Source organism: Bradyrhizobium sp. WSM1743 (assembly GCF_000473065.1).
In the GTDB taxonomy this organism is placed as follows: domain Bacteria; phylum Pseudomonadota; class Alphaproteobacteria; order Rhizobiales; family Xanthobacteraceae; genus Bradyrhizobium.
The window spans coordinates 42780-55443 of record NZ_AXAZ01000033.1 but is presented as its reverse complement, the minus strand read 5'-3'; the positions used below and the strand labels follow the sequence as shown (position 1 = coordinate 55443).

At 61.4% G+C, this 12664-nt stretch carries 9 protein-coding genes and 3 pseudogenes; 8 read left to right on the top strand and 4 right to left on the bottom strand.

The window, feature by feature from the left end; translation table 11 throughout:
- Positions 1-8 precede the first annotated feature (8 nt).
- Positions 9-866: a hypothetical protein gene (locus YU9_RS0120190; protein WP_027574446.1), complete on the bottom strand. Its 858-nt coding sequence runs from the start codon at positions 864-866 to the stop codon at positions 9-11.
- 188 nt (positions 867-1054) lie between these two features.
- Between YU9_RS0120190 and modA the strand changes: the two genes are divergently transcribed.
- The 6 genes from modA (at position 1055) to YU9_RS0120150 (ending at position 7412) form a co-directional block, all read left to right on the top strand.
- Positions 1055-1843 (top strand): molybdate ABC transporter substrate-binding protein, encoded by a 789-nt coding sequence (gene modA / locus YU9_RS0120185; RefSeq protein WP_027574445.1) that lies wholly within the window; start codon positions 1055-1057, stop codon positions 1841-1843.
- Positions 1844-1851: 8 nt separating this feature from the next.
- Positions 1852-2550 (top strand): molybdate ABC transporter permease subunit, encoded by a 699-nt coding sequence (gene modB / locus YU9_RS0120180; RefSeq protein ID WP_036017609.1) that lies wholly within the window; start codon positions 1852-1854, stop codon positions 2548-2550.
- The gene (modC, locus tag YU9_RS41965; RefSeq protein ID WP_036017606.1) at positions 2547-3680 is read left to right on the top strand and encodes a molybdenum ABC transporter ATP-binding protein; all 1134 of its coding nucleotides are present in this window, start codon (positions 2547-2549) and stop codon (positions 3678-3680) included. Before modB ends, modC begins: the two co-directional genes overlap by 4 nt.
- A 119-nt stretch (positions 3681-3799) precedes the next feature.
- Positions 3800-5704 (top strand): WD40 repeat domain-containing protein, encoded by a 1905-nt coding sequence (locus YU9_RS41960; RefSeq protein ID WP_051380444.1) that lies wholly within the window; start codon positions 3800-3802, stop codon positions 5702-5704.
- A 35-nt stretch (positions 5705-5739) separates the two neighbouring features.
- On the top strand, positions 5740-6552 hold the full coding sequence (locus tag YU9_RS0120155) for a uridine kinase (protein WP_027574441.1): 813 nt from the start codon (positions 5740-5742) through the stop codon (positions 6550-6552).
- Between the two features lie 14 nt (positions 6553-6566).
- Positions 6567-7412 (top strand): uridylate kinase, encoded by an 846-nt coding sequence (locus YU9_RS0120150; RefSeq protein ID WP_036017603.1) that lies wholly within the window; start codon positions 6567-6569, stop codon positions 7410-7412.
- A gap of 86 nt (positions 7413-7498) precedes the next feature.
- On the opposite strand, the pseudogene YU9_RS41955 reads toward YU9_RS0120150, so the two are convergent.
- Positions 7499-8101 (bottom strand): annotated as a pseudogene (locus tag YU9_RS41955) (ATP-binding protein); the annotation flags it as partial.
- A gap of 14 nt (positions 8102-8115) precedes the next feature.
- Positions 8116-9641 (bottom strand): annotated as a pseudogene (istA, locus tag YU9_RS41950) (IS21 family transposase); the annotation flags it as partial.
- Between the two features lie 305 nt (positions 9642-9946).
- Between istA and YU9_RS0120135 the strand changes: the two are divergent.
- A complete protein-coding gene (locus YU9_RS0120135) occupies positions 9947-10303 on the top strand; it encodes a hypothetical protein (protein ID WP_027574439.1) in 357 nt (118 codons plus the stop codon).
- Between the two features lie 621 nt (positions 10304-10924).
- On the top strand, positions 10925-11917 hold the full coding sequence (locus YU9_RS41945; RefSeq protein WP_198028272.1) for an alpha/beta fold hydrolase: 993 nt from the start codon (positions 10925-10927) through the stop codon (positions 11915-11917).
- A gap of 105 nt (positions 11918-12022) precedes the next feature.
- Here YU9_RS41945 and YU9_RS0120125 read toward each other — a convergent pair.
- A pseudogene (locus tag YU9_RS0120125) lies at positions 12023-12337 on the bottom strand (methyl-accepting chemotaxis protein); the annotation flags it as partial.
- Positions 12338-12664 lie beyond the last annotated feature (327 nt).

Below are 12664 nucleotides of genomic sequence, written 5' to 3'. Positions count from 1 at the left end.
GCAGGAGCTCATCTGCGGTCCTGCAGCTGAATCGTCTTGTCCGTCTGTGTTTCCTGTCGCACAGACGGGGTGACCGCCATGTAGAGGGTGCCGACTAGCATTATCGACGCGACCAAGCCGGCAAGAGCCTTTTTGGCAGCTGGCGCGTCGGGCCCACGCAGCAGAATCATCGACCAGAGCAGGAGCGACACGGCGTAGGCTGCTCCTGCAAAAGCAGGGTATTTCACCAAGAACCAACGACTTGGCTCAAACGCTTCGCTCGAAAAGAGCGCGAACGCCGCATAGAGCAGCACGGAGGCGGTTGCCAGCGATAGAGCTTGCAGCGCAAAGCGCCGAACGAAGCCCGTCTCCACCCCAAACATCATTAGGGAGAACCAATAGAACTCCTCAGCTAGAATGACGAAGAGCACGGCCGCTCCGCCAATCCGGACCGGGTCCGGTATTCGGCGAATAAGCGATTGAACGTCGGCCACCAGAACAGATCCTGCGGCCCAGGCCGTGAAAGCAATGAGCGCGACCGTAGCCCCGACTGCCCAGACCAGCGTAGAGTTCAGCTTTCGCTTCGGCAACTTTTCCGGGGCACTCTCCGCTTTTGAGCCATTGCTTCGGTAGCGAACCTCGCTCACTTCTGTGGCTTGCTTCGCTTCGCCAAAAAAGTCGAGGTCCGACACCGGCCGCCAGCGCTGCGTTTCCTCGTCCAGGAATAGTGACCGGGGTTCGACCGCGCCGGATCGGATGGCCACGATCCAGTCTGACAAATCTGACATGGTCCGCTCGACACCGTCGGCGCCGATCACTCGATATATGGCGCCCGCCGGCAGGTCAGGATGGACGATTGCACCTGAGCTCTTCGACGCCTTGGTCATTTAGGTTTTCCCCGAATGAGTTCGGGAGCCTCTTGTGTCTGCAACGTTTAGCTTTGGTGAAAGTTACTCAGGGACGCTGTCGCAAAACGAGAGCATTCCGGCTGGAGGTTACCGTGGCTAACATCCATGTCAGAATGCCTGAACATGCACGCCCGCAACCCGTCTCTCGGGCGTCCAAACGTTCGGGCATGAGGATCCGAAGCGCCTTTTTACTTTTGCTTTGCGCGGCCTTGCTCGCCTTAGTTTACACTGGCAATGCGCGACCGGCTCAGGCCCAGCGTGCGGACGTGCTCGTCTTTGCCGCGGCCAGCCTGAAAACTGCCCTCGATGAGATCAACAGCCAATGGCACGAACGCACGGGCAAACATGCCGCAATCTCGTACGCCGCGAGCTCAGCGCTCGCCAAGCAAATCGAGCAGGGAGCGCCAGCCGACGTCTTCATCTCCGCGGATGAGGATTGGATGAACTACCTCGCCGAACGCAAGCTGATCAGGCTGGAAACGCGTTCGGATCTCGTAGGCAACCGCCTTGTGCTTATTTCGCCAAAAGGCGCCGATCTCCAGGTGAATATCGCGCCCGGGTTTCCCTTGTTGTCGCTTCTCGGACAGGGACGCCTCGCGATGGCCAACACGGATGCGGTCCCCGCTGGTAAGTACGGCAGGGCGGCGCTCGAGGCGCTCGGCGTCTGGCAGTCTGTCAAGGGCCGCATCGCCCAAGCCGAAAACGTCCGTGCCGCGCTGCTCATGGTCTCTCGGGGCGAAGCCCCACTTGGCATCGTCTATGAATCCGATGCAGCGTCGGACCCAAACGTAGCGCGCGTGGGGACCTTCCCGGAAAACACGCACCCGCGTATCGCTTATCCGATCGCGGTCACAGCCAGTTCGACGAAACCGGCCGCGGGGGCCTTCGTCGATATGCTCAAGATGCCGGAGGCGCGCACTATGTTTGACAAGCAAGGATTCACGACGCTGAAGTGAGGCCAGCCATGTTCACGCTAACACCTGAGGAACAAGCCGCCGTCGAACTAAGCATACGGGTGTCTCTCTGGGCGACTATGACGAGTCTGCCGCCGGGGCTTGTCGTCGCGATGCTGCTGTCTCGAGGAAAATTCTGGGGCAAGTCGATCCTGAACGGAGTTGTATTTCTGCCTCTGGTCCTTCCGCCCGTAGTTACAGGCTATATCCTGCTTCTCTTGTTTGGCCGACGAGGACCCCTCGGCGCCTTCCTCGCGGACAACCTCGGAATAGTGTTTGCTTTCCGATGGACCGGGGCAGCGCTCGCTTGCGGTGTGATGGGCTTCCCACTCTTGGTCCGAGCGTTGCAGTTGTCCATAGACGCAATCGATCGTGGGCTCGAGGACGCAGCCGGAACGCTCGGCGCCAATCCCGCCTGGGTCTTCGTGACGGTGACCTTGCCGCTCATTTTGCCGGGCATCATCGCTGGCACAATTCTTTCATTCGCGCGCGCCATGGGAGAATTCGGCGCGACCATCACTTTCGTTTCAAACATCCCGGGCGAAACCCAGACGCTTCCCTCCGCCATCTACACGTTCACACAGGTTCCGGGTGGCGACATTGCCGCATTCCGCCTCACCGTGATCGCGATCGTGGTCTCCATGTCCGCTCTGCTCATCTCGGATGCAATCGGCTACTGCGTCGGACGGCGTATCGGGGTGGAGGCATGATCCAAGTCGACGTTCAGCACCGTCTCGGCTCGTTCGAGCTCAAGGCCCAATTTGTGAGCGATGGACGGGTCACGGCACTCTTTGGTCAGTCCGGCTCCGGCAAGACGTCGCTGGTAAACATCATTGGGGGCCTTATTCATCCAGACCACGCCTACATCTCGTTGAACGGCGACGTCATCGTCGATACAAAGCTTAACGTGTTTGTGCCAAAGCATCGCCGCCGGGTCGGCTATGTTTTCCAAGAGGGGCGGCTGTTCCCACACCTTACCGTGCGCCAGAATCTCCTATACGGCTGGTGGTTCGCGCCCGGGACCAAACGCGTAGGCCAGCTTGCACCGATCGTCGAGTTGCTCGGGATCGGTCATTTGCTCGATCGTCGTCCTGGCTCGCTTTCCGGCGGCGAGAAACAGCGAGTGGCGATAGGACGGGCGTTGCTGGCCACGCCGCGGCTGCTGCTGATGGACGAGCCGCTCGCTTCACTCGACGAAGCGCGGAAGGCCGAGATCCTGCCTTATCTGGAGCGCCTGCGCGACGAGACCGAAGTGCCCATTATCTATGTCAGCCATTCGGTGCCGGAAGTTGCACGTCTGGCGAGCACAATGGTCGTGATGACCGATGGTCGCGTCGTAGCGACGGGATCGACCTCCGATATCATGGCGCGCCTGGATCTGTTACCGTTCACCAATGTTGTCGAGGCAGGGGCCGTCCTCGAAGCAGAGATCATTGAGCACGACGAACATTATGGCCTCACCCAATTGAGCCTCGGCGGAGGCCGGCTCTGGATTCCACGCCTGAGCGAGCGTATTCCCGGCACCAAGCTCCGGGTGCATATCCGCGCTCGCGACGTAATGATTAGCACGCGCCGCCCTGAGGGACTCAGCGCGCTGAATGTATTGCGCGGAGTCGTTGCGGAGCTCGGTCCACAGCGTGGGCCCATCCTGGATCTGCGTCTTGACTGCGGCGGGCAGGCGATCCTAGCGCGCCTGACACAGCGGTCGGTCGAAACGCTTGGTCTGGCACAAGGCACGCCGGTCTACGCGGTGATCAAGACCGTGGGTTTCGATAGGCAGACGCTTGGCGCCACGTTTCCTCAAGCTATTGGCGCCGACACGACGGCCATTCCGGTTTGAGGACCGGAACCACTACGGCTTCGCGGTAGTTGTTGCGTTCAGCGGAATAGCGGGCTTAACGAGCCGATATGGGAGGAAGGCCAATGCCGATCCCATGCTTTCAGAGAGCAGCAGCGGTCGTGCTGGTTTTCGCGACGACAATCCTTGCATCGATACCGGCCGTTGCACAGGCCCGCGCCACATTAAAAAGCCACAGCCTGGCTCTCGCGTCGATCGACTATTCGCCCGATGGGCGGTATGTCGCCACGGGCAGCTACGACAAGACGGCGAAGATTTGGGATGCAACGACGGGCGCCGTGATCATCACGCTCGAGGGGCACGAGGCGACGGTCGAGGCAGTCCGTTTCTCACCCGACAGCAAAATCCTGGCGACAGGCAGTTACGACAGCACGGTAAAGCTTTGGGACTGGGCTTCGGGGCGCGAGCTAGCCACTCTCAGGGGCCACACCAACATGATCCGGTCCCTTGCTTTCGCACCGGACGGGAAAACCGTTGCCTCTGGCAGTCACGATAACACGATCAAGCTGTGGAACGTGGCCACTGGAGAGGAGCGCGCCACGCTCCGGCACAATGGCGCGGTCCGCTCACTAGCATTCAGCCATGACAGCAAGATTCTTGCCTCGGGCAGCAACGACTACACCGCCAAGCTATGGGATGTCGCCACCGGGCAGGAGCTCGCAACACTCGAAGGCCATGAGCATGGTGTGCGCGGCATTGCATTCTCGCCAGATGACAAGACGCTTGTCTCCGGCAGCATGGACACGACGGTGCGGCTTTGGGATGTTGCGAGGCGCAAGGAAACGGCGGTCCTTGAAGGCTCGACAAGCGAGGTTCTGTGCGTCGCGTTTTCACCGGACGGCAAGCTGGTGGCCGCCGGAAGCGTAGACAACTCGCTGCGGATCTGGGATGCCGCAACTGGCGAGGACCTCGTTGTGCGATGGAGCGAGGTCGGCGACCGTATCCGTGGCGTGGCCTTCTCGCCGGACGGCAAAAGCCTCGCGACGGCGACCATGGATCATCTCGCGAAGATTTGGGATGTCGATCAGTTGTTGAGGTCGGGTATCGAGCCCGCCCCCGAGGAGACCGGGTCAAAGGGAGAGGAACGGGCATCGCTGAAAGGGCACAAGTCCTTCGTGACCGCAGTGGCTTTTACGCCCGACGATCGGATTCTCGCTTCAGCAAGCCACGACAAGACCGTCAAGCTGTGGGAGGTCGCGACGGGCACCGAGCTCCGGACGCTAGCCGGCCACAGCGGCGCAGTTGTCACGCTTGCCATCTCACCTGACGGCAAGGTCCTCATCACGGGATCCTACGACCGGACCGCCAAGCTATGGGAGCTGCCGTCGGGAAGGGAGATCGCCACGCTCACGGGTCACACGAACATCATCCGCGCCGTGGCCTACGCGCCCGACGGAAAGACGGCGATCTCTGCGGGCTATGACGAAACCATCAAGCTCTGGGGTGTCAGCAGCCACCGAGAGATCGCCACCCTCACCGGCCACACCGGCGGCGTGAAGGCGTTAGCATACTCGCCCGACAGCCGGATGATCGCGTCAGGCAGCATCGACGGCACCATAAAGCTTTGGGACGTCTCCTCCGCAAAAGAGGTGGCCACTATCGACGTGCATACAGGGCCGGTCCACTCAGTGACATTCTCCCCGGATGGCAAGCTGCTGGCATCTGCGGGTGCTAGTCGGGACGTACAGCTTTTCGAGGTAGAGACCCGCAAGGAGTTGGAGCCATTCAAAGGCCACACGGCCTGGGCCCGATTTTGCGCGTTCTCGCCGGACGGGAGAATGCTCGCATCCGCAGGCCTCGATAACACCGTGCGCCTCTGGGATGTCGCGAGCCGCAGGCAAACGGCCGCGCTCGAGGGACATCTCAGGCGCATCCACTTCGTCACGTTCTCGCATAACGGAAAGATCGTGGCGACCGCCGCCATGGACGGCACCGTCAAACTCTGGGACACGCCGAAGCAGGAGCTGCCACTCGCTGGATCCAGCGTCGCAGCACCAGGACGGTGATCACGAAACGGCGGCCTCGCGACAGGAGACGGAAGATGGAAAACGAAACCTTGGATCGCCTGACCTCTGCGCTCGTAACTGGCAGCGACAACGACGAATTGGAGATGGCCCGGCTCGATCGGCACCCGGTGATCCAGATTCTGCCGGACGCGAACGTCATCAAAATTGGCGGACAAAGCTTCATCGATCGCGGTCGGGAGGCCGTGTTTCCGCTCATAGACGAGATCGTCGAGAACCTTCCCGAGCACAAGATGATCATCGGCACTGGAGCCGGCACCCGGGCTCGCCACGCCTACAGCGTGGGGCTCGACCTAGGTATGCCGACTGGAGTGCTAAGCGTGCTCGGATTCTTCGTGAGCATCCAGAACGCGAAGATGATCCACTATCTCCTCGCCAAGCATGGAATTCCATCCATCGAACCAGCTCAGTTCGCGCAGATGCCACTCTACCTCGCCGAACGCCAGGCTTGCGTTTGCGTCGGTATGCCCCCGTATGCGTATTGGCAGCCTAACCCGGAGATCGGACGCATTCCACCGCACCGGACCGACACCGGATGTTATCTCATAAGCGAGACCTTGGGTGCCCGTTCGATGATCTACGTCAAGGACGAGGAGGGCCTTTACACGGCGGACCCGAAGAAGGATCCAAAAGCCAAGTTCATTCCCAGGATTACGGTCGATGAACTCATTGAGCTTGATCTGGTCGACGTGGTGCTGGAGCGGCCCGTATTCCAACTCATGAAGAATGCCAAAAATCGCCGCTCGGTTCAGGTCATCAACGGCTTGAAGCGGGGCAATCTGACGCGTGCGCTCAACGGCGAGCCAGTCGGAACCGTTATCACCGCCTGAAGCGAGGTAGGATCATGACCGAACAAGTCCATGAAGGCCGCGAATTACCGCTCGACAAACGCCGCCACGTCGAATCGATGCTGATGCGCGAGAGTCTGCTCGACAAACAGGTCATGTCGTCCACTGAAACTCCCGTCGTGCCCATGCTGCCATTCTGCCACGTGGTCAAGATTGGCGGACGGTCGATCATCGACAATGGAAAAAAGGCCGTTTACCCCTTGGTCGACGCCCTCGCCAAAATCCTCGAAAATTTCAAATTGGTGATCGGCACCGGTGGCGGTGTGCGCAGCCGCCACGTGACTTCGATTGGCATGGACCTCGGAATGCCGACTGGAGTGCTGGCTCAACTCCGGATCATCGATGCGCTCGGAAATGCGCACCTCCTTGGCACACTACTGGCGCCATACGGCGTCGTCGCCATCCCGCCCGAAATTCTCGGGCACATGCTGCCCTTCTTTATCAGATCGGCCCCAGGCGTGATCTGCAATGGAGACCCGCCATTCTCGATTTGGGAGCATACGCCCCGTTTGGGGCGCATCCCGCCACATAGGACGGACGCCGGCACTTTCCTGTTAGCCGAATGCTACGGCTGCGCCACACATACCCTGGTCAAGGACGTGGACGGCCTCTACGACGCCGACCCAAAGCTCAACCCAAATGCCAAGTTTATCAGCGAGATCACCGTCTCTGAGCTCAGAACGCTCAAACTACAGACCCTGCCCTTTGATCGCGTCCTGATTGATCTCCTTGCCAACGCTCGCCAAGTCAAGAAATTCCAGATCATCAACGGGCTCAAGCCCGAGCTGCTGGAACGCGCGCTGCTGGATGAACATGTGGGAACGCTCGTCCGCAAGGACTGATCAAGACCGCCAACAGTTCACTCTGCCGTTGCACCACTCTCCACTCAAGTAGCAACATTTCAAGCTGAGGCTCGACCGGCGGCACAGAGTTGGCTGGTGACGAGGGTGGAGCGGCGGCCGTAGCGATCCTCCAGGATCTCCAGGAGGTCGTGGCGGGCGCCGGCATCGAGCGGGGCCAGACCCCAGTCGTCGAGGATGAGCAGATCAACGCGGCCGAGCGCGCGCAGCAGGCGCGGGTGGCGGCCATCGCCGCGGGCGAGCGCCAGATCGTCGAACAGACGCGGGACGCGCTGGTAAAGGACGGAGCGATTATCGCGACAGGCCTTGTGGCCGAGCGCCGAGGCAATCCAGCTCTTGCCGACGCCGGCCGGACCGCAGATCAGCAGGTTGGCGTGGTCGTCGATCCAGCGGCCCTCGACGAGGCTGGCGAATAGCGCGCGATCGAGACCGCGCGGGGTGCGGTAGTCGACGTCCTCGACACAAGCCTGCTGGCGCAGCTTGGCGTGACGCAGGCGGGTGGCGAGCCGCTTGTCGTGACGCAGCGAGACTTCGCGTTCGAGCAGCAGCGCGAGCCATTCGGCGTGACCGAGGCTCGCGGCCTCGCCAGTGGCCTCGATGTCGACAAAGGCTTTGGCCATGCCGTGGAGGCCGAGCGCCTTGAGCCGGTCGAAGGTCGGATGGGTGAGCAAGGGATCATCTCCAAATTGTAGTAGCGCGGTCCGCGGATGTTGGAGTGCAGGATCGGCAGGTCGTCCGCGGAACGCTGGGGAGCAGGACGTCGATCGAGGTTGTTGGCGAGGATCGACCTGACCGAGCCATAGGTGCGCGCGCCGATGTCGATCGCCCGCGCGGCTCCGCGTCCAGGCGCTCGCGCCCGTAGGACGCGGCGAGCCTGAGGATGCCGAGACAGGCGCGGAACCCCTGCTCGGGGTGCGAGCGCTCGTCGAGAATGAGGTCGCACAACGCGCTGGTCGCCGGGCCATCGCGGCGGCGTCCTGACGGATGCGCACAATGGTCCAGCCGGCATAGCGGCGATGGCTGGAGGCCATATGCTCCGGCACGGTGGTGTGCTTGTGATTGCCACTCATGCGCTGATGCGCGGCAATCCGCTCGCCCTTGTGGAAGATCTCGACGGTGCGGGCGGTGAACCGCACCTCGACCTCGGCACGCGCGAAGCGATGCGGAACGCTGTAGTAATGCTTCTCCACCTCGACGTGGTAGTCGAGGCTGACGCGGCGGATCCGCCACTCGGCGAGCATGTAGGGGCTCGCCGGCAACGGCTTGAGCGCCGGCCGGTCGACCTCCTCGAGCAGCCGGCGGCGCGTTACGCCGAGCCGCCGGATCGGCCGCTCCTCGTTGAGCCTGGTGAGCAACTCGCCGATCGCTGCGTTGACCTCGGCGAGGCTGTAGAAGACGCGGTGGCGCAGGCGGCCGAGCAGCCAGCGCTCGATGATGAGGACCGCTTGCTCGACCTTGGCCTTGTCGCGCGGCTTGCGTGGTCGCGCCGGCAAGACGGCCGTGCCGTAATGCGCGGCCATTTCCGCATAGGTGCGATTGATCTGCGGGTCCTAGAGGCTCGCCTTGATGACCGCGACCTTGGTATTGTCGGGCACCAGCAGCGCCGGCACGCCGTCGATCGCCGCCAAGGTGCCGACGTGGGCGCTGATCCAGTCGGCAAGCCCCTGCGTCCACGTCGCCTGCGCATAGGTGAAGTTCGAGGCGCCGAGCACGGCGACGAAGACCTGCGCCGTCCTCCGCTCACCGGTGAGGCGGTCGACACCACCGGCACGCCGTCGCCCGCGTAGTCGACGAACAATTTGTCGCCGGCCGCATGCGACTGGCGCATCGTCACCGACAGGCGGCCCTCCCAGGCGCGGTAAAGCTCGCAGAAGCGCGAGTACCGGTATCCGCCGGGCTCGGCGGCAATGTACTCCTCCCACAGGATCGACAGCGTCACGTGCTTGCGCTTGAGCTCGCGGTGCACCGCCGCCCAGTCGGGCTCAGCGATGCGGCGGTGACCCTGCCGGTTGCCGTTGCCGGTCTTGGCGAACAGGCGGGCCTCCAGGGCCGCGTCCTGAGTTCGTCGGGCATCGGCCAGCTCAGGCCTGCGGCCTCGAACCGCCGGATGGTCAACCGCACTGTCGAGGGCGCCGCGCCCATCCGCCGCGCAATCTCGCGGCTCGGCAGCCCAGCCGCCTTCATCCTGATCACGTCGCGCACACGGCGCATCGCAAGCCTCTCCGTCGGCATCCAGGGTCCCCCTTCGGAAAGCCGAAAGGGACGACCAATGGGAGCCAGAAGAGGCCTCGTCACCCGGGCGACATCATCCCGGAATCATGGGCGACTTCATCTCGGAATGGGTGGGCGACTTCAAATCGGAATGGTGGGCGAGATCATCTCGGAATAGCGGGCGACATCGAGCGGAATCCGCAGAATGCTTTCCAGCCGAATTGGTTTCGTGCTTCTTCGCTGAATGTGCAGCAAGGTACGCCTGCCTTTTGCGAGCGACGCTCGTTTGCGCGAGGTCGGCACGTATGATCGGCATCGTGCCACGATCGATTTCCACTAAGAAGCAGCGACGCAACCTATCCGAAAATCTGATTCCGAAGGTCAAGTCCGGCACAACTCCGATCTCCTGGGTCTTCCCATTATGCGACACTCCGACTCGCATTGATCTGGCAACCTGGTTCGTGCATTACCTTCCCGAAGAGCAGACAAACCAAGTGGTGGCGGTCCGTCGAACCGGTCAGTCCACCATCACCATGGATTTCTTTCGCCTGGAGGACGGTAAGTTCTATCTCGAGACCTCCGCCGACCAAATCTTCCGGTTGCCTCCAAGCTTGGCGGGCTTCCTGGCAGCTCGCCCGATGGTGGGAGCGGCTCCTTGGTAAGCGCGAGGCATCTCAATGGAGGGCGCGCGTAGGAACGTTGCACCCTAAAACCGTATTCTGCTGGAATGGAGCGGTTCTCAGCATCTTGCATAGTGGCAGCCGCATTCATCGCCGGCGTCATCGTTGGTTATGGCATTAGGGCGCTCATTTCCGCCAGACGCCGAGCAAGAGCCAGTCGTAGGCGCCATGATTTCGAATGATCAGGCGCACCAAGGAGCGCGGAGTTACTTGCCCTTGCGCTCGCCCTCCCCCGCTTGGGGAGGAGCAGCGTTACGTCACGGCGTCTGCATGTTCTGAATCGACAATCCGTACTCGCTCTAGCCCACACGTTGCGTTCAGGAGGCGTGAGTCAGTTTCTAACGGTGCTGCCGTTAGCGCCGCGGTTGTTCTGGGTGTCTGTTTCGGAGTGGCCGCTGGGCGCATCCCTGATGAGAAGGAACATCGACGTCACGGGCCAAATCCCAAGCCACCCCGATGGATGGGAGGCGCCGCCAAACGGGTAGCCTACCCCTAAGACGCTTGGAACAAAGCTCCAACGCCTCGATTGCCATTCAATGAAATGGTCCGTCGCACTTAGTCATTTAGGTCATGGTGCTCAGCAGTTGGAATGCGATGTTTTTGATGAGCGATGTCTTTCGACAATCGCTCGGAAGCCTGCTGGAAAATGCAGGCTATGCTCCGCAAGAGACGACTTGGTATCGCGTGCAGCACCCGGATCTTGAACTGCGCCGTTACGCCTCGAATACCGCAGCAACCGATCCCGTTTTGATTGTGCCTGCACCCATCAAGCGGCCGTATATCTTTGATCTGGTACCAGAGGTGAGCGTGGTACGGCGTCTCGCCGACGCCGGGTTTGCCGTCTACCTACACGAATGGCCAGAGCAACAGCCGACCAATTGGAACCTGGAGACGAGCATAGCTCTGCTGCTTGTGGCAATCGAGAAGCTCTCAAGAGACCACCAATGCCCGCCAATGGTCATTGGCCATTCGCTCGGCGGGACTCTCGCTGCCATCGCGGTTGCACTTGTACCGCATCGCGTCGGCAAACTCGTCCTGGTTCAGGCGCCCCTCGCATTCGGCCAATACACCGGAGCTTTGCGACCGATCGCACTCCATGCGCAGTTTGAGCTTTTGAGCCGTCGTATAGCCGGGAGTTTGTTGGACTGGGCGAGCGTTGTCGCGGCTCCAGAGGAGTTCGTGTTCGGGCGTTATTGCGATGGCTTGGTCAGCTTGCCGGATTTCGAAGCGCTCGCGCTCCACGGCCGCGTCATTCGCTGGACCCTCGATGAGTTCGCTCCTTCTCGCCAACTACTCCAAGACGTGATCGAGTTGCTCTATCGTGAAGACCGGTTCGCACGCAACAACCTCCATCTGCTCGACCGTACTGCCCGCTCGGACGCGCTTGCTGAACTGCCGGTGGCCGCGATCGTCGATCATACAAGTCGACTGGTCCCGGCCTCGTCCACGCTGCAAGAATTGAGCAGCCCAACGGTATTTGTCTACGAGCCGGAGATCGGAGTGGCGTTGCAGCACGTTGGATCTCTCGTCGGCCGCCGAGCGCATCGAGAGATCTGGCCGCACGTGATCGACTGGTTGCGGGGCATTCGGCGTTGATCAGCCGGCCAAGTTGTCATACACTGTCCGTTTAGCCGCCGGCACGTTGTGACGTTTTTCCAGAAGCTGCCGCCGTGCCTGGCGAGGATCGCGGCTTGCGCATCATGATGCGGCGGCTACTCGTGTCGAAAGCTGCTGCGTCATCTCGGTGGTCCTGGACAACGCACCTGCGGCGACCTCAAGCTCGCCGGAGGCAGTCGACAATGATCCGGCCAGTTCGCCGATCATTGTTTCGAAATCGCGCGTGATTCTGTCGACGCGCTGTCCACGCAAGATCTTGGCTTCGGCCTCCGCCGCCGCGAGCTCGTCGGCAGCCTTCTTCGCGATCAGCGCTTCCTTGAACACCTGGAGGGTCGTGGCCATTTGGCCGATTTCCGTTCTCTCGCCATGATGTCCGACCGTCGCGGTGAGGTCGCCCTGTAGGCAGGGCCGCCACCCAGTGGGTTGCGCAACTTGACCGGGGCGTGGCTATCCTCTTAACAGGCTAATGCGAGCGGTCGTGCTCGATCCAACGCGACCGATATGAAGCCAGAAGCTGTCCCTTTTTATCCCGCCTCAACCGCCGACTACGTCAAGAATCAGACATCCGCCGCTAGCGGCGGATGTCTGATTCTTGACGTCTCATCCAACTCGGACCGGTTTTACGACTCCGATGCACTCTCAATCAAAGTCGTTGTGACATAACTCCGAACTGTCAAACGCCCCCGATCTCTTCCCTGTCTCTGTTTTGACGTACGTGATTTTGGG